This is a genomic window from Pseudomonas sp., assembly GCF_030684895.1.
Taxonomy (GTDB): Bacteria; Pseudomonadota; Gammaproteobacteria; order Pseudomonadales; family Pseudomonadaceae; genus Aquipseudomonas.
Genome location: NZ_JAUXXP010000071.1, coordinates 34409 through 51840, shown reverse-complemented (window position 1 = coordinate 51840; position 17432 = coordinate 34409). Strand labels below are relative to the sequence as shown.

17 protein-coding genes are annotated in these 17432 nt (G+C 62.4%); 3 read left to right on the top strand and 14 right to left on the bottom strand.

Annotation, left to right across the window (positions count from 1 at the left end; translation table 11 throughout):
• Together gltB and Q8M42_RS16075 are read left to right on the top strand one after the other, a co-directional pair.
• Positions 1-2320, top strand: a 2320-nt coding sequence (gltB, locus tag Q8M42_RS16080; protein ID WP_305284807.1) for a glutamate synthase large subunit, incomplete at its 5' end; no start/stop codon positions are given.
• Positions 2321-2354: 34 nt separating this feature from the next.
• The gene (locus Q8M42_RS16075) at positions 2355-3773 is read left to right on the top strand and encodes an FAD-dependent oxidoreductase (protein WP_304863901.1); all 1419 of its coding nucleotides are present in this window, start codon (positions 2355-2357) and stop codon (positions 3771-3773) included.
• Positions 3774-3842: 69 nt separating this feature from the next.
• Here the strand turns inward: Q8M42_RS16075 and Q8M42_RS16070 are convergent, their stop codons facing one another.
• Positions 3843-4604, bottom strand: a complete 762-nt coding sequence (locus tag Q8M42_RS16070) for a hypothetical protein (protein WP_304863904.1) — start codon at positions 4602-4604, stop codon at positions 3843-3845.
• Between the two features lie 236 nt (positions 4605-4840).
• On the opposite strand from Q8M42_RS16070, the gene hemE reads away from it, so the two are divergent.
• Positions 4841-5908 carry a uroporphyrinogen decarboxylase gene (hemE, locus tag Q8M42_RS16065; protein WP_304863906.1) on the top strand — a complete coding sequence of 356 codons (1068 nt, stop codon included), beginning with the start codon at positions 4841-4843 and terminating at the stop codon, positions 5906-5908.
• A gap of 53 nt (positions 5909-5961) precedes the next feature.
• On the opposite strand, the gene Q8M42_RS16060 is transcribed toward hemE, so the two are convergent.
• From Q8M42_RS16060 to Q8M42_RS16000, 13 genes are read right to left on the bottom strand one after another with little or no spacing between them, the layout of a single operon-like run.
• A complete protein-coding gene (locus tag Q8M42_RS16060) occupies positions 5962-6291 on the bottom strand; it encodes a cytochrome c (RefSeq protein WP_304863908.1) in 330 nt (109 codons plus the stop codon).
• Positions 6281-6724 (bottom strand): excinuclease, encoded by a 444-nt coding sequence (locus tag Q8M42_RS16055; RefSeq protein ID WP_304863910.1) that lies wholly within the window; start codon positions 6722-6724, stop codon positions 6281-6283. The genes Q8M42_RS16060 and Q8M42_RS16055 overlap by 11 nt, the downstream gene beginning before the upstream one ends.
• Before the next feature lie 23 nt (positions 6725-6747).
• The gene (locus tag Q8M42_RS16050) at positions 6748-7152 is read right to left on the bottom strand and encodes a hypothetical protein (protein WP_304863912.1); all 405 of its coding nucleotides are present in this window, start codon (positions 7150-7152) and stop codon (positions 6748-6750) included.
• Positions 7153-7176: 24 nt separating this feature from the next.
• Entirely contained in the window at positions 7177-8412 is a 1236-nt protein-coding gene (locus Q8M42_RS16045) for a beta-ketoacyl-ACP synthase (RefSeq protein WP_304863914.1), read from the bottom strand.
• Positions 8412-9140 carry a 3-oxoacyl-ACP reductase FabG gene (gene fabG / locus Q8M42_RS16040; protein WP_304863916.1) on the bottom strand — a complete coding sequence of 243 codons (729 nt, stop codon included), beginning with the start codon at positions 9138-9140 and terminating at the stop codon, positions 8412-8414. The genes Q8M42_RS16045 and fabG overlap by 1 nt, the downstream gene beginning before the upstream one ends.
• 5 nt (positions 9141-9145) lie before the next feature.
• Complete coding sequence (locus tag Q8M42_RS16035; protein WP_304863918.1) at positions 9146-9601, bottom strand: hotdog family protein; 456 nt, start codon at positions 9599-9601, stop codon at positions 9146-9148.
• Entirely contained in the window at positions 9598-10821 is a 1224-nt protein-coding gene (locus Q8M42_RS16030; protein ID WP_304863920.1) for a beta-ketoacyl-[acyl-carrier-protein] synthase family protein, read from the bottom strand. Before Q8M42_RS16030 ends, Q8M42_RS16035 begins: the two co-directional genes overlap by 4 nt.
• Positions 10821-11321, bottom strand: a complete 501-nt coding sequence (locus Q8M42_RS16025) for a hypothetical protein (protein ID WP_304863921.1) — start codon at positions 11319-11321, stop codon at positions 10821-10823. Before Q8M42_RS16025 ends, Q8M42_RS16030 begins: the two co-directional genes overlap by 1 nt.
• Complete coding sequence (locus Q8M42_RS16020) at positions 11318-12046, bottom strand: class I SAM-dependent methyltransferase (RefSeq protein WP_304863923.1); 729 nt, start codon at positions 12044-12046, stop codon at positions 11318-11320. Before Q8M42_RS16020 ends, Q8M42_RS16025 begins: the two co-directional genes overlap by 4 nt.
• An 8-nt stretch (positions 12047-12054) precedes the next feature.
• Positions 12055-13314 carry an NAD(P)/FAD-dependent oxidoreductase gene (locus Q8M42_RS16015; RefSeq protein ID WP_304863925.1) on the bottom strand — a complete coding sequence of 420 codons (1260 nt, stop codon included), beginning with the start codon at positions 13312-13314 and terminating at the stop codon, positions 12055-12057.
• Entirely contained in the window at positions 13301-14458 is a 1158-nt protein-coding gene (locus Q8M42_RS16010) for a sodium:proton antiporter (protein WP_304863927.1), read from the bottom strand. The genes Q8M42_RS16015 and Q8M42_RS16010 overlap by 14 nt, the downstream gene beginning before the upstream one ends.
• Positions 14455-16806, bottom strand: a complete 2352-nt coding sequence (locus tag Q8M42_RS16005; protein ID WP_304863929.1) for an MMPL family transporter — start codon at positions 16804-16806, stop codon at positions 14455-14457. Before Q8M42_RS16005 ends, Q8M42_RS16010 begins: the two co-directional genes overlap by 4 nt.
• The gene (locus Q8M42_RS16000; protein WP_304864145.1) at positions 16796-17425 is read right to left on the bottom strand and encodes an outer membrane lipoprotein carrier protein LolA; all 630 of its coding nucleotides are present in this window, start codon (positions 17423-17425) and stop codon (positions 16796-16798) included. Before Q8M42_RS16000 ends, Q8M42_RS16005 begins: the two co-directional genes overlap by 11 nt.
• Positions 17426-17432 lie beyond the last annotated feature (7 nt).

The window sequence follows — 17432 nt, the reverse complement described above, 5'->3', positions numbered from 1 at the left end:
GCTGAAGATCCTCTCGAAGATGGGCATCTCCACGGTTGCGTCCTACCGTGGTGCGCAGCTGTTTGAAGCGGTCGGTCTGGCCGATGACGTCACCGAGCTGTGCTTCCGGGGTGTGGCCAGTCGCATCAAGGGCGCGCGCTTCGTCGATATCGAAAACGAGCAGAAGCTGCTCGCGGCCGAAGCCTGGAACGCACGCAAGTCGATCCAGCAAGGTGGCCTGCTCAAGTTCGTCTATGGCGGCGAGTACCACGCCTACAACCCGGATGTGGTCAACACCCTGCAGGCGGCTGTGCAGCAGGGCAGCTACGAGAAATTTAAGGAATACACCACGCTGGTCGACACCCGTCCGGTGTCGATGCTGCGCGACCTGCTGCAGCTGAAGCTGGCCGATCAGCCACTGGCGCTGGATCAGGTCGAGCCGCTGGGCGAGATTCTCAAGCGCTTCGACTCCGCCGGGATTTCCCTCGGCGCGTTGTCGCCAGAAGCCCACGAAGCGATTGCCGAGGCGATGAACCGCCTGGGCGCGCGCTCCAACTCCGGTGAGGGCGGCGAAGACCCTGCCCGTTACGGCACCGTGCGCAGCTCGAAGATCAAGCAGGTGGCCACCGGCCGTTTCGGTGTGACCCCGGAATACCTGGTCAACGCTGAAGTGCTGCAGATCAAGGTGGCCCAGGGTGCCAAGCCCGGTGAGGGCGGCCAGCTGCCGGGCGGCAAGGTCAACGGTCTGATCGCCAAACTGCGTTATGCAGTGCCGGGCGTCACCTTGATTTCGCCGCCGCCGCACCATGATATCTATTCCATCGAAGACCTGGCGCAGCTGATCTATGACCTCAAACAGGTCAATCCACAGGCGCTGGTGTCGGTCAAGCTGGTGGCGGAAGCCGGTGTCGGCACGATCGCCGCCGGTGTGGCCAAGGCTTATGCTGACCTGATCACCATCTCCGGTTACGACGGTGGTACCGGCGCATCGCCGCTCACCTCAATCAAGTACGCCGGTGCGCCGTGGGAACTCGGCCTGGCCGAAACCCACCAGACCCTGCGCGGCAACGACCTGCGCGGCAAGGTACGGGTACAGACTGACGGCGGCCTGAAAACCGGCCTGGACGTGATCAAGGCCGCCATTCTCGGCGCCGAAAGCTTCGGCTTCGGCACTGCGCCGATGATCGCCCTGGGTTGTAAATACCTGCGTATCTGTCACCTGAACAACTGCGCCACCGGCGTGGCCACGCAGAACGACAAGCTGCGTAAGGATCACTTTATCGGCACCGTCGAAATGGTGATGAACTTCTTCACTTTTGTGGCCGAAGAAACCCGCGAGTGGCTGGCCAAGCTGGGCGTACGTAGCCTGGAAGAGCTGATCGGGCGTACCGATTTGCTGGAAATGCTGCCGGGCGAAACCGCCAAGCAGGGTCATCTGGACCTGACGCCGCTGCTCGGCAGCGACCACATTCCGGCCGACAAGCCGCAGTTCTGTCAGGTTGACCGCAACCCGCCATTCGACCAAGGCCTGCTGGCCGAGAAGATGGTCGAGCTGGCCAAGTCGGCGATTGATGCTGCTAGCGGTGCCGAGTTTGAGCTGGAAATCTGTAACTGTGACCGCTCGATTGGTGCCCGTGTCTCCGGCGAAATCGCCCGCGTACATGGCAACCAGGGTATGGCCAAGGCGCCGATCACCTTCCGCTTCAAGGGCACGGCAGGGCAGAGCTTCGGTGTGTGGAACGCCGGTGGCCTGAACCTGTACCTGGAAGGCGACGCCAACGACTACGTCGGCAAGGGCATGACCGGCGGCAAGCTGGTGATCACCCCGCCGCAAGGCAGTCCGTTCAAGACCCAGGACAGCGCCATCATCGGCAACACCTGCCTGTACGGCGCCACTGGTGGCAAGCTGTTCGCCGCAGGTACTGCGGGCGAACGTTTCGCCGTGCGTAACTCCGGTGCCCACACCGTAGTGGAAGGCACGGGCGACCATTGCTGCGAATACATGACTGGCGGCTTTGTCTGCGTACTGGGCAAGACCGGCTACAACTTCGGTTCAGGCATGACCGGCGGTTTCGCCTACGTGCTGGATCTGGATAACAGCTTCTACGATCGCGTTAACCACGAGCTGGTGGAAATTCAGCGGATCAACAATGAGTCGATGGAGGCTTATCGTAGCCACCTGGAGCGCGTGCTTGCTGAGTACGTCCAGGAAACATCGAGTGAGTGGGGCATCAACCTGCTGGAAAACCTCGACGACTACCTGCGCAAGTTCTGGCTGGTCAAACCGAAGGCGGCAAGCCTGAAGTCGTTGCTCTCCAGCACCCGTGCCAACCCGCAATAAGAATGCGCCTGAAGTGGTTTGATGAGGTATTGCAATGACTGAACGTCTGAATAACGACTTCCAGTTCATCGAAGTCGGGCGCAAAGACCCGAAGAAGAAACTGTTGCGTCAGCGTAAGAAAGAGTTCGTCGAGATCTACGACAACTTCAAGCCTGCGCAAGCGGCCGACCAGGCGCATCGTTGCCTGGGCTGCGGCAATCCCTATTGCGAATGGAAGTGCCCGGTGCACAACTTCATTCCCAACTGGCTCAAGCTGGTGTCCGAGGGCAACATCCTCGCCGCCGCCGAACTGTCGCACCAGACCAACACCCTGCCGGAAGTCTGCGGCCGCGTGTGTCCGCAGGACCGTCTGTGTGAGGGTGCCTGCACCCTGAACGACGGCTTCGGCGCGGTGACCATTGGCTCGGTGGAGAAGTACATCACCGATACGGCGTTCGCCATGGGCTGGCGTCCAGACATGTCGCGCGTGGTGCCAACCGGCAAGCGCGTTGCGGTCATCGGCGCGGGTCCGGCTGGCCTGGGTTGCGCCGACGTACTGGTGCGCAACGGCGTGACCCCGGTGGTGTTCGACAAGAACCCGGAAATCGGCGGTCTGCTGACCTTTGGTATTCCTGAGTTCAAGCTGGAAAAGAGCGTGCTGAGCCATCGTCGCGAAGTCTTTACCGGCATGGGCGTCGAGTTCCGCCTGAACACCGAGATCGGCACAGACATCAGCATGCAGCAGCTGCTGGATGAGTACGATGCCGTGTTTATGGGCATGGGCACCTACACCTACATGAAGGGCGGCTTCCCTGGTGAAGACCTGCCGGGTGTCACCGACGCGCTGGATTTCCTGATCGCCAACGTCAACCGCAACCTCGGTTTCGAGAAGAATGCGGAAGACTTTATCGACATGAAAGGCAAGCGCATCGTCGTCCTCGGCGGCGGCGACACCGCGATGGACTGCAACCGCACCTCGATTCGCCAGGGTGCCAAGTCGGTCACCTGCGCCTATCGTCGCGACGAAGAGAATATGCCGGGCTCGCGCAAGGAAGTGAAGAACGCCAAGGAAGAGGGCGTGAAGTTCCTGTTCAACCGTCAGCCCATCGCCATCGTTGGTGAAGGCAAGGTTGAAGGCGTGAAAGTAGTCGAGACCCGTCTCGGCGAGCCGGATGCCCGTGGCCGTCGCAGCCCTGAGCCTATTCCGGGTTCTGAGGAAATCATCCCGGCAGAAGCCGTGTTGATCGCCTTCGGTTTCCGTCCAAGCCCAGCGGCGTGGTTCACTGACTTTAAGATCGAAACCGACAGCCAGGGCCGTGTAGTGGCGCCCGAGCAGAGCCAGTTCAAGCATCAGACCAGCAACCCGAAGATCTTCGCCGGTGGCGATATGGTTCGCGGTTCTGACCTGGTGGTGACGGCGATCTTCGAAGGCCGCAATGCTGCTGAAGGTATCTTGGATTACCTCGGCGTGTAACGAGCGAGCGGTTATGCCGTTATGCACAAAGCCAGCCCTAGGGCTGGCTTTGTTGTTTCTGCGTTTGGCTTAGCTATTGGGCGTGGCAGCGAACCCCACAGTGCGTTCGCGGCGCGTGCTCCAAACCGCAGCAGCTACCAGCACTACCAGGGTAATCGCCAGTGCTGCGGATGAGCCCACCGTGCCAAACCCCATACCGCCGTGATCCAGCGGTTTGCTGAGGAAGTCGCCCAAGGTGGCACCAAATGGGCGGGTTAGTACAAACGCCAGCCAGAACAGGATGACCGGCGATATACGGGTGAAATACTTGGCTGCTGCAACGATGGCAATCAGGCTGCCGATCAACAGTGCGCCACCGGCGAAGCCCAGGCCGGAGTCGTCAGCCAGATAATCGCCCAAGGCGGTGCCGAGGGTGTTGGAGAACAGAGTCGCGGTCCAGTAGAACAGCTCTCCACGGCGACTTTGGATATGCTCGACCGACAGGGTTTTTTCGCTCATGTACCAAATCGCGAAGATGGCGATCAGCAAGGCGACTAATAAGGCTGAGCCGGTGGCGTAGCCCAGGCCCAGGGTGCGGTCCATAAAGTCGGAGATGGTGGTGCCGGCGGTACTGGTGGCCAGAATGACCGTCCAGTACAGCGCTGGGTTGTAGCTGCGGGCGCGCAATTGGCCGATCAGGGTGAGCAGGAACAGGCTGATAAGTATCAACGAGCTGGCTGCATAGCCGACATCCAGGGTCATGGAAAGCAGGTCCCCAGCGGTTTCGCCCAGGGTGGTGGCGCAAATCTTCATCACCCAGAAGATCAGGGTGATGGCGGGCAGTTTGTTCATCGCGGGTGTCCATCAGGGAGGGGGCGGTTGCTAAATTAGGGCTGCGGATGTGAAAAGCGCGTCAAGAACTCATCAGCGATTCGTGATTTAGCGCTTCTTTTTGCTGGGTTGGCTGGGCCGCGAAGCGAGGCAAATCGTCGCAATGGATAAAAGGCATGACCCTCGCCGTGCCTTTTGTGTGGTGCTCTGCGAAAATGCCCGCACTTTTTTTCTGACTACTTTTCTCGGGAACTGCCATGACCGCCCTGAAGAACGACCGCTTCCTTCGTGCTCTGCTCAAGCAACCTGTCGACGTCACCCCCGTGTGGATGATGCGCCAGGCCGGTCGTTACCTGCCGGAGTATCGCGCCACCCGCGCCAAGGCGGGTGATTTCGTCAAACTGATGAAGAACCCGGAGCTGGCCTGCGAGGTCACCATTCAGCCGCTGGATCGCTACCCGCAACTGGATGCGGCGATTCTGTTCTCTGACATCCTGACCATTCCCGATGCCATGGGCCAGGGTCTGTATTTCGAGACCGGTGAAGGCCCGCGGTTCAAGAAGGTGATCAGCAGCATGGCTGATATCGAGGCGCTGCCAATTCCCGATCCTGAGCAGGACCTGGGTTATGTGATGGACGCTGTGCGTACCATTCGCCGCGAGCTGAACGGCCGCGTGCCGCTGATTGGCTTTACTGGCAGCCCCTGGACCCTGGCCACCTATATGGTCGAGGGCGGCTCGTCGAAGGATTTCCGCAAGTCCAAGGCCATGCTCTACGACAACCCGCAGGCCATGCACGCGCTGCTCGATAAGCTGGCGCAGTCGGTCACCGCCTACCTCAACGGGCAGATCAAGGCGGGCGCACAGGCCGTGCAGATTTTCGATTCCTGGGGTGGCTCGTTGTCAGCGGCGGCGTACCAGGAGTTCTCTCTGGCCTATATGCAGAAGATCATCGACGGCCTGATCCGCGAGCACGACGGGCGCCGTGTGCCAGTGATTCTGTTCACCAAGGGTGGCGGTCTGTGGCTGGAGTCGATGGCCGACAGCGGTGCCGAAGCCCTGGGCCTGGACTGGACCTGCGATATTGGCAGCGCTCGCGCCCGCGTCGGCAACAAGGTGGCACTGCAGGGCAACATGGACCCGAGCGTGCTGTACGCCAACCCGGCGGCGATCCGCGCTGAAGTGGGGCGTATTCTTGCCGCTTACGGGCATGGCAGCGGTCAGGTGTTTAACCTTGGTCACGGCATCACCCCGGAAGTCGATCCGGCGCATGCCGGCGCGTTCTTCGAAGCGGTGCATGAGCTGTCTGGGCAGTACCATCAATAAACGCAGATAAAACAAAGGCCGCATTAGCGGCCTTTGTTTTATCTGCGTGCTGTTCAGGGTTGACGTAAATCGCGCACTGCCCTTACCAGCGCCAGCTGTTCGGCTTCGCTGAGCTTGTCGGCGTAGCCGGGCATGGCACCAGGGCCCTCCTGAATGGCTTCGAGGATGTCACTGTCGCTGGTGTTGTCCTGCCACTTGGCTTTGCTCAGGTTCTGCGCAAAGTACAGCCAGCCGCGCATGGTGTTGGCGCGGCCGTCTGCGGCGTGGCATTTGGCGCAGTGCTGGCGGTACAGCTGCTGGCCATCCACTTCGGCCAGCGCGGGCAGGCTGGCGAGCAGAGTCAGCGCAGCGAGCAGGCCAAGCAGCGCTGGCTTATTTGACATTGGCCAGGTTTCCCTTGAGGGCGACGCCCGCCATCACCGCGCCGGCGTGGCATTCGTACTTCTGGCTGTCCTTGTACTCGATGTTCTTGTAGTTGCTGGCCAGGTCGACCACGGCATTGGCGCCGGCAGCCTTGGCCGTGTTCTGGAAGCGGATCAGCGCGGACTGCAGAGCCCAGCTGCAGGCGGCTTCATCGCTCTTGTTGAAAGCATTGGTCTTCTGGCTGGTGGTGACGCCGGATTTGACCACACTGACCGCACCAGCCGGTTTGTTACCTGCCAGGTAGAACTTCACGCTGCCGTCGAGGCGGCCGGCGTTGAGGGCTTCCTGCACAGCGGCTTCGAACGGCAGAAAGTGGGTAGTGTCACGGGCTTGGCTGATGCTCGGCAGTGCCGCGAAGCAGGCAACAGCGACGAGTAGGTGGCGCAATTTCATGGTGACCTCCGTGGTTCTTATGTTTATGAGCTGCTTGGCTCAGGATTGATCGACAGTTTCATATAGTGCTGGGTCAAGCCGTGCAAGCGTTTCACCAAGGCGTTATAGCGCTTGTGAATCTTGCCATCTGCATAGCGTAGCTTTTCGCTGTCGCGGTACAGGATGTCATAGCGAGTGGCGCTGTAATTAAGGGTAATCGAGGCGCTGTGACCCCGGAAGTCGATGCGCGCCAGGATCTGTTGCGGCCTGTCTTCTTCGACCACCCATTTGCCGTGTGCCAGCGCTTGCAGCAGGATTTGATGAAAGTCGCCGTTGTAGTTGGCGAGAGGCACGGGTTGATGAATTTCGCGGATCGGTTGCACCCGACTGCAGGCCAGCAAAGAAACGATGGCAAGGCTGATGAGTAGCAGCTTAGTGAAGCGGTACATGGTGGACTCCTTGTCCAGTGTGGTTTAAGTCCAGCGTTTAAAGATCAACGAAGTGTTCACCCCGCCAAAGGCGAAGTTGTTATTCATCACGTACTGGTGGCTCATCTGGCGGAACTCACCGCGCAGGTAGTCCAGTTCGCCGCAGGCCGGGTCGATTGTGTCCAGGTTCAGGGTCGGCACATAGCTATCCGCATTCATCATTTCGATGCTGAACCAGGACTCCAGCGCGCCGCAGGCGCCCAGGGTGTGGCCGAAGTAGCTTTTCTGCGAGCTGATCGGCATCTGGCTGCCGAACAGTTCCTGAGTGGCCTGGGTTTCCGCCACATCGCCCTGGTCGGTGGCGGTGCCGTGGCCATTGACGTAGCCGATGGCAGAAGGCTGTAAACCGGCATCCTGCAGCGCCAGTTCCATTGCCCCGCGCATGGTCGCCTGCACTGGCTTGGTGGCGTGCTGGCCGTCGGAGTTGCAGCCAAAACCGACGATCTCGGCATAGATGGTCGCGCCACGGGCCAGGGCGTGTTCCAGTTCTTCGAGTACCAGAATGCCGGCACCTTCACCGATCACCAGGCCATCGCGGCCGCTGTCGTAGGGACGCGGCGAGGTGTGCGGCGCATCGTTTTTCAGGCTGGTGGCGTACAGCGCATCGAAGACCATGGCCTCGGTCGGGCAGAGTTCTTCGGCACCGCCGGCAACCATCATCTGCAAGCGGCCGAACTTGATCGCCTCATAGGCATAGCCGATGCCCTGGCTGCCGCTGGTACAGGCGCTGGAGGTGGGAATCAGGCGGCCCTTGAGGCCGAAGAAGATGCTGATATTGGCCGCCGTGGTGTGCGGCATCATGCGGATATAGGAGTTGGCATTCAGGCCATCAGCGACCGAGTTGAGCAGCATATTGCCGAAGGCTTTGACCTCTTCGGTACTGCCGGTCGAGGAGCCGCAGGCCACGCCCATGCGGCCGTCCTGAATGCACGGGTCGCACAGCAGACCAGCGTGCTCCAGCGCACGTTCAGCGGCATACACGGCGAGTTTGGAGACTCGGCCCATGCTGCGCGTTTGCTTGCGCGTCCAGCGTTTAGGCGCTTCAAAGTCATCAACCGGGCCGCCGAGACGGGTGTTCAGCTCGCTGAACCTGTCCCACTCATGCATATAGCGGATACCGCTCTTGCCGGCCTTGAAGTTCGCTTCAATCGTCGGCCAGTCGCTGCCCAGCGAGGTCACGCCGGCCATGCCGGTGACTACAACCCGTTTGCAACCGCTCATCAGCACAATCCACCGTTTACGGCGAGGACCTGGCGGGTAATGTAAGCCGCTTCCTCGGACATCAGAAAATTCACTGCACCGGCCACTTCTTCAGGGGTGCCCATGCGCTGCGCCGGGACCATCTTGAGGATTTCTTCAACCGGAACATCGGCATCGAGGATTTCGGTGTCGATCAACCCTGGTGCCACACAGTTGACGGTGATTTTGCGCTTACCCAGTTCGATCGCCAAGGCCTTGGCTGCACCAATGATGCCGGCCTTGGAGGCGCTGTAGTTGACCTGGCCACGGTTGCCGATCAGCCCGGATACCGAGGTGATGCAGACGATACGCCCGGCTTTGCGGCGACGCACCATAGGCATGGTCAGCGGATGTAGCACATTGTAGAAACCGTCGAGGTTGGTGCGCATGACAATGTCCCAGTCGTCCTCACTCAGCGCCGGGAAGGCGCCGTCGCGGGTTAAGCCGGCGTTGCATACGACACCGTAATACGCGCCATGCTGCTCGACATCGGCCTCCAGCGCGGTGCGGCAAGCGGCACGGTCGGAGACGTCGAATTGCAGGATGCGTGCCTGCTGGCCCAGTTCGATGATCTGCGCCTGCACCGCTTCGGCTTCATCGCGGCGGGCGCGGCAATGCAGCACGATGTCATAGCCGCCCTTGGCCAGACGCAGGGCAATCGCCCGGCCGATGCCACGGCTGGAACCGGTGACCAGAATGGTTTCGCTCATGGCTGTTATTCCTGAAAGTCTTCTTGAAGATAGCTGGCCACCTGGGGTGGACGGAATACGTTAAGGCGGGCCAGGGCCTCGATGCCGGGGCCGCGCAGCTGGCACTCGAATACGCCCATGCCGTTGTCATCCTGCAGCGAGCGGCTCGCATGGATATGCAGCTCGGCTCCTACTGGGAAGCGTTCGACATTGCACTCGTACTTGCGCGTGCCGAGCAGAAAACCCAGCTCTACCGGCTCGCCGCGCAGACGCGCCTGGCAGCCGGCGTAAGCGGCCACGCTCTGCGCCATCAGCTCGATGCCGACCCAGGCCGGCAGGCTGCCGTCGGCCTGATTAAACAGGCCTTCAGGGCGAACAGTGAGCTGGGTTTCGATGTCCTCGTCGCCAAAGCGCAGCACCTGATCGATCAGGATCATGTCGGCGGCGTGGGGGATCAGTTCGGCGATTGGCCATTGGCTCATGCGGGTTCTCCTGGCGCTTCGCTCAGCTCATCACCCAAGAGCAGGCTGATATTGTTACCGCCAAAGGCGAAAGAGTTGCTCATCAGTCGGTGTGCGCTGCTGTTGCTCAGGCGGGTTCCGGGCTGCACCAAATTTAGCGCTGGCAGGGCTGGGTCAGCCTGGCCATCCCACAGGTGCGGGGGCAGTAACTGCTCAGGGTTGTATTCGCTTAAGGTCAGCCAGCAGAAGGCTGCTTCCAGGGCGCCGGCCGCGCCGAGGGTATGGCCGACCATGGATTTGCTGGATGAACACGGTACGCCGTGGGGAAAAATCGCCTGCACTGCCTGGCTTTCCATGGCGTCGTTGTGGGTGGTGGCGGTGCCATGCAGATTGAGGTAATCGACCTGATCAGCGCCGATCCCGGCCGCAGCCAGGGCTTTGCGCATCGCCGCCTGGGCACCGAGGCCATCGGGCTGCGGTGCGGAAATATGGTGCGCGTCAGAGCTGGCCCCGCCGCCGAGCAGGGTGACTGTAGCGCAGCCGGGTAGCGCTTCTCTGCTCATCAGATACAGCGCCGCAGCCTCGCCGATATTGATGCCGTGGCGATTCACGGAAAACGGGTTGCAGCGCTCGGCCGAGACGGCTTCCAGGGCGGTAAAACCGTTGAGTGTCAGGCGACACAGGCTGTCCACACCGCCGCAAATCACTGCATCACATACGCCCAGGTTCAGCAGACGCTGCGCGCTGAGCAGTGCCCGCGCACCTGAGGTGCAAGCGGTGGAGATGCTAAAGCAAGGCCCGCTCAGGCCCAGCCAATCACTAAGAAAGTTCGCCGGTTCAGCCAGCTCCTGCTGGGCGTAGTGATAATTCGCCGGCAACTCGCCCTCTTTGAGATAGGTGGCGATGCTCTGGCTGGCTTCCTCAATGCCCGAGGTGCTGGTGCCGAGTACCACGGCGATACGCTCGGCGCCGAAACGGCTGATGGCGGCGCGTAGTTCTGGCTCGATTTCCAGTGCCGCAGCCAGCAGCAGCTGGTTATTGCGGCTCGGTGGATGGCCCGGCAGCTCGGGTAAATCCGGCAGGTCGCCAGGCACGGCACCGACGGTCAGCGCGCGCTCGGCTACCCAGCCGGTTTGCGCTTGCATGCCGCTGCTATCGCCGGCAAACAGCGCGGTTGCCACCGCCTGCTTGCCTTGGCCGAGGGCGCAGTTAAGGCCCAGTGCGTTGAGGTAGACCGGCATCAGGGAATCTCTTCGTCGGCGAGGGCATAGACCCGGTAACTCAGCATCTGGCCCTGACTCAGGGTGAAATCCAACGGCGCGTGGTAGTCGATCAACCAGTGCGGATTAAGCCGGCGCTGACCGTCGGCCAGTTGCTGCCAGGTGTCCGGTGCATAGCTGGCAGGCAGTTTGTCGATTGGAGTGAGGGCGAACAGTAGGGCAGCGAACAGCTCCTGTGCCTCGCTATTGGGCGGCAGCAGGCCATCGGCACGCCACTGGCCTGCTTCCAGCAGCTGCCGCGCCAGGGGCACGCCGAGGGGGTCGAACAGCGACCAGCGCAGTGCCGATTGTTCGGCCTGCACCACCAGCCACCAGGTTTGCTGGTCCGCGCCTTGCTGGCGTTCGACGCGCAGCGCGGCGGGCAGTGGCGCGCCAAAGCTCGGTGCGCTCAGCGGCAGCGGCGTGCGGGCGGCGCAGGCGCTGAGCAGCAGGCCGAGGCCGATGAGGACGAGGCGCTTCATGCCGAAGTTGCCTCGAGCGGCTTGCGTGCCACCACATTGACCAGGGTTTCATTGCGTTGGCCGACCGGCTTGGGCTTTAGCAGCCCCCAGCGTTCCAGCAGGCCAAAGTCTTTGGCGCGGCTCCACCATAGGTAGGGATAGGAGACATTATTGGCGGCGAACTCGAAGCCCTGGCCGCGCAACATCTGCAGATAGCCTTCGGCGCTTTTCTGCACATGCATGGGGTGGCGGAACAGCCAGCGGATCACCCAGGTGTCGATGTAGTACTGGGTGGATTCGGCGAACAGCAAGCGCCCGCCCGGCTTGAGTACGCGCCAGAATTCGGCCAGAGCCTGCTCCTGCTCGACCAGGTGATGGAAGGTCTGGTGGCAGAACAGCAGGTCGACGCTGGCATCCGGTAGGTCGATGGCCGCGCAGTCGCTGGCGATCAGCTGCACATCCAGGCCCAGACGCTCGGCTTCAGCGCGCGAGCAGTCGAGGCTGTGCGGGTCGGCATCCAGGCCGATCATTCGCGCCGGTTTGAATGCCTCGGCGAGCAGGCCGAAGGATTTGCCCTGGCCGCAGCCGGCATCCAGCAGCACCGGCGCCTCTGGCAGTGGCTCGGCGAACAGGCCACGCAGGTCATTGATTGCCACGCGCAGCACATGGTGGTGCCAGACATGGCTCTGCAAGAACCAGAAGCCAAAGCGGGTTTCCTCGACGTAGGTGGCGGCCGGGTTGTTCATACATGTCCTTATTCGTGGCTGGCGCAGATTTCAGCAAGCACGCGCAGGCGTCGCTTGGGTTCGGCGACGTAGGGGTTGCTCTGGTCCCAGGCGTAGCCGGCGAGGATCGAACTGATCATGCGGCGGATTTCCGGCTGGGCTTTCTCGAAATAGATCACGTCCTGGAAGCTACCGTCGTACCAGCCCTCGACATACACGCGGAAGGTGTCGACGCCGCGCTTGAGCGGGATGGCAAAGTCTGCCTCCCAGTCCACCGTCTCGCCGCTGAGCTGGCGGTGCAACAGGGCGGCGGCCATGCTCGCCGAGCGCATGGCGATGGTTACGCCAGAGCTGAACACCGGATCGAGAAACTCGGCGGCGTTGCCGAGCAGGGCAAAGCCCGGGCCGTGCAGGGTTTTCACGTTGGCCGAGTAGCCGCCGATGCTGCGCGCCGGGGTGTCCCATACGGCATTTTTCAGCACCTTGTGCAGGCTGGGCGTCTCCTCAATAAACTGCTTGAGGCAGGCGTCCAGGTCGTCTGGGCGGCCCTGGAAACGGGTGGCATCCGCGACCACGCCCACCGAGCAGCGGCCGTTGCTGAATGGGATGGTCCAGAACCACACATCGCGCAGTCCGGGGTGGGTGCTGATCAGGATTTTTTCGCGGTCAAAGCCGCTGCCCTCGCTGCGGTCTTCGACGTGGGTAAACACCGCCTGGCGCACCGGGAAGCTTGAGGGGGTGTCGAGGTCGAGCAGGCGCGGCAGCACCCGGCCGTAGCCGCTGCCGTCAAGGACGAAGGCGCATTCGACCTGGTATTCGTGGCCATCGGCGAGGCGGCGTACGCTCAGGCGTGGGCAGTTGCCACTGCGCACGCCACTGAAATCGACGGCGAAGATTTCCTCTTCATAGCGGATTTCCACGCCCTGCAACTCGGCCTGGTCGGCCAGCAGTTTGTCGAAGTCGGCGCGCAGCACCTGATAGGTCGAACCCTGACCTTTGGTGAAGGTGTCGCGGAAATCGAATTCGGTATACCGCTCACCCCAGCCAAAGGCCGCGCCATGCTTGGTCTGAAATCCCGCCGCACGCACCGCGTCGAGCATTCCGGCTTCTTCGACGAAGTCCAGGCAGTGCGACAGCAGGCTCTCGCCGATCGAGAAGCGCGGGAAGCGCTGGCGCTCCAGTACCAGCACGTCATGGCCATTACGCTTGAGCAGCGCCGCGGCAATCGCCCCGGAAGGGCCGGCGCCTATGACTACAACCTGGCGTTGTTCGACTTCAAGAGACTTCATGGCGGCTTCTTGCCTCGTTAATGGCATGGGTGGCTGGGCGCGTGCCGAGCAGGGCTGGCAGCAGTGTGGAAAACAGGCTCATCAGCAGCAAGCTGAAATACACCAGGGCATCGATTAACTGCAATTGCAGCAGCAGGTTGAGGAAGACAATTTCGGTCAGCCCGCGAATATTCAGCAGCAGGCTTTCCTGCCACTTGATCTGGCTTGAGGCCGCCGGGTCGGCCCAGTGCAGGCCCAACCAGCTGCCCAGTACCTTGCTCAGCACCGGCAGCACCAGCAACGCGCCGAGGTAGAGCCAGGAATAGTGCGCGCCGATGTTGTGGAAATCCACGCGCAGCACGCCGTAGGTGAGGATCAGCGGCACTGCCAGGCCATTCAACAGCAACTTCCAGTGATGCGCCGGCAACGGCAGGCGAAACGGCTGCTTAAGCCAGGCCAGGCAGAGCATATAGGCGATGCCGAATACCAGGGCGTTGAGCTTGAGTTGTTGGAACAGCAGCATCAGGGCAAAGAACGGCAGGCTGTAGAACAGGCCGTGACGCAGTTTCAGCGCGCGCAGCAGCAGTGGCAGGCCGGCGGCCAGCAGTGGCCAGAGCAAAGTAGCCGGGTTGCTGCTGCCCTGGGCCAGGCCGAACAGGCTCCAGCACATAAAGTCCATCAGGATGGCCGCGTGCAGCAGGCGTTTGGTCGCTTCCAGCGGGTAGCCGATGCTCTGCAGAAACAGGTACAGCACCGGGATCGCGGTGATCGAAAACAGCAGGCCGATGCCCACCGCGCTCAACCAGTCGCGCTCGCCAGGCAGCAGCCAGACGGCGCAGGCCAAACCGGCCAGCATCGGCACGAGGAAACTCGGCAGGGCGATCTTCAGGCAGGCAGCATTCACCTCCAGGTCGATCACATCACTGAGGATGTAGCCCAGCAACAACGCGAAACACAGGCCGTAGGCCAGGTTCAGCCATTCGGGCGCGAGCAGCTGTTTGGCGCTGAGCTGCCAGTGCGGCTCGACCCACAACAGCAGCAACGCCGGAATCGCCAGGCTGGCGACCAGCAACTGGCCGACGATGGGAATCAAGCGGCGGCCGCCGACCCATGCCACCAGCGCATAGATCGCCAGGGCCAGCAGCCAGAACCCGATAACACTCATGACGCTATTCCTTGATTACGAATTGGCGCGCTCACCTGTTGGGTACCGGCCCAGGGCGCGAGCAGGAAGCAGAACAGCAGGCCAAGGCTGATCGCCAGGCCGAAGTTGGCAATCGCCGGGGTGTCGCTGATCAGCAGCAGGCCGAACGACAGCCAACTGGTCAGCGCCGAGAGCAGGGTGCCGAGCAGGCTGACCGCCGGCCCGCCGATGTTCTCGCGCATCAGAATGGCGTAATCGACGCCGATGGCGGTGATCAACAGCAGGCCAAACAGGCTGAACAGGGTCAGCGGCTGGCCCAGCCAGCCGAGGCAGGCCAGCGCCGCTAGCGCCGCCAGCAGCGGCAGGCAGACCACCCGCAGTGCGCCGCCGAGGCCAAACGGCAGGCACAGCAGCAAGAGGATCGCCACGCTGGAGATGAGTTTTAATTCTGCGGCGCTAAGTTGGGTGGCGCTAAACAGCGCGTTGAGTTCGCTGATTCGATCCACCAGCTGCACCCCCGGCAGGCCCTCGACCAGCGGCTTGAGTTCGCTGCTGTTGCTAAGCCCTTGCAGGCTGACCAGCCCGGCTACGCCTTCTGTATGAGAACCCAGCCATAACGGTCGCCAAGCCTCGCCCAAGGGGCTGGCCAGGGCTTGCTCCAGGCTCGCCTGGTTGTTCTGTTGCAGCGTCAGCAGTTCGCCTTGCAGCGCGGCTGGCGGAATGCCCAGGTCGAGCAGCGGTTGCCAGTGCTGCGGCAGTGCGCCCAGCGCAGCGCGCAACTCCTGTAGCTGACTGTCCGGAGCGACCAGCTGGCTCAGGGCGCGGTAGTCACGCAACTGACCGTTCTGCACCGCCTGATCCAGACGCTGACTCAACGCCGCCTGGCGCTCCAGCAGCTGCTGCGGATTGTCGGCACGCACCAGAAAGAACTGGCTGGTGGGCTGCTGGCCGGTCAGCTCGGCGATGCGCTGGGCTTCGGCGAGCAGTTGCGGCTCCTTGCCCAGCCACTGGCGCAGATCATTCTGCGTATGCAGTTGCCACAGGCCGCCGGCGCAGAACAGCAGCAATAGCATCAGTAGCGGCGCGCTCCCAGTTTTGCTCAGCAGGCGTGCCCGTCCAGCCAGCAGGCGTTGGCTAAGGCTCAGCAGCTGTGGTGATGGGCTTAGGCGCAGGCCGCGCAACCAGGCCGGCAGCAGGCATACCGAGCAGAGGTAAGCGGCGATCAGCCCAGCGGCGGAGAACAGCGCGACCTGGGTCAGCGCCGGAAACGGGGTAAAGGCCAGCGCCAGGTAGCCGATCAGATTGGTACCCAGGCTCAGGCTCAGGCCCGGCAGGGTGGCATGCAGCGCGCCCCAGCTGGTCCAACCGTCCGCGCCCTCGACGTTGCTCCAGCTTTTACTCAAATAGTGTTGCGGGTAGTCGGCGGCGACCCCGACCAGGCTGGCACCCAGTACCAGGGTCAGGGCGTTGATCTGGCCGAACACCAGCACGCAGGCGGTGCAGCCAGCGAGTAGCGCCATGCCGATGGGCAACAGGCTGACCAGCACCCGCACGCGGCGGAAGGCCAGCAGCAACAGCAGCAGGGTGCCGAGCGTGGCGCCGCCGCCAATCAGGCTGATCTCGCGGGTGGCCTTGGCCTGGCCGGCTGCCGCATACAACACGCCACCGGCCGCGAGCAGTTTGCCGCCGGCTGTTTCAACCTGCGCGCGGGTAGCGGCGACTTGGGCGGCAATCAGCGGTGGTTCCTGCATATCGAAGGCGCTGCCTTGGGCGCTGGCGCGCAGCAGGGCCCAGGTCATGCCCGGTTCTTCCAGCAGTAAGGCGCCGCTGCTTAGGTCGGCCTGGATACGGCTGCCGGGGTTCAGTGCCTGCTGTGCGCGTACGCCCAGGCCCAGCCAGTCCTGCTCGATGGGTAGCAGGCTGAAACCGGCGAAGGTGTCGAATAGCTGCGCGGCGCGTTGTTCAATCAGTTGTTGTGGTTGCTCCAGCAACAGCTGGCGATCCGCCGCCGGCAACAGGGCCAGACGGTTGCTGCGCAGGTAGTCGCGCAGCGCCACGAGGTCGCTGTCGACGCTCCACTGCACCTGAGCGAAACGCCCACTGCCGCGCCACTGCTCGCCAATCTGCTGCACCAGGGCAACCGCCTGTTCGCGCTGCGGGTGGCCGATTAGCAGCAACAGGTCGCGATTAAGCGGCTCCTGCATGCGTTGTTCGGCCTGCTGCACCAGGGCGTCGCCGTTACCGGCTGGCAATAGCGCAAGCATATCTGCCGCCACAGGTGGGCCATCGCGCCACTGCCAGGCGGCGAGTGCCAGCAGGGCCGCGAGCAGCAGTAGAAAGCCGCGCGGCAGCCAGCGTTCACTGGGCAAAGTTGCGTTGCTCCTGCTCGGTCAAGGCAGCGCCGGCCTGGCTTTCCGGCAAGCGCAGCACGCTGTGGTCGCCCTGGGTTTCATGCAGCTCGATACGCTGCACCAGGGCGCCGCCTTCGATCTGGATGCGGCTAAAAATCTGCTTGAGCAGTACCGAGTTCGGCACCAGACGCAGCTGCCAGGCTTCGGCGGTGCCGCTCAGGTGCAGCTGAAAATCTTTGGACAGGCCGCTGTGGTCGCCTTTGAGTACGGCGAGAAACAGCCGGCTCTGTTGGGCGGCAACATCCTGCCCCGGTTGCTGTTGCCAGCCTTTGGGCGTGCGCTTGGCGATGCCCTGGCCGTCGATGCGGTAATCCTGTTTGAGCGGGCTTTGCAATTGCCAGAGCAGGCCGAGGTCGCGGCTGAGGATGAACTGGCCACGACTGGTCAGCGGCTGCGGCAGGGCGCGCAGATGCTTTTCCTGAATCAGCGGGCCGCGTACTACGGCAGGTTTGGCTAGCTGGGCGCTGAGTTGGTCGAGGTCGAAGGCATAAGCTTGTGGTGTCAGAAGCAGGAGTAGCAGTAGCCCGGATGCAATCCGCGAGCGTTGCAAGGTCGGAAAACGCTTCCCGGATTTCATCCGGGCT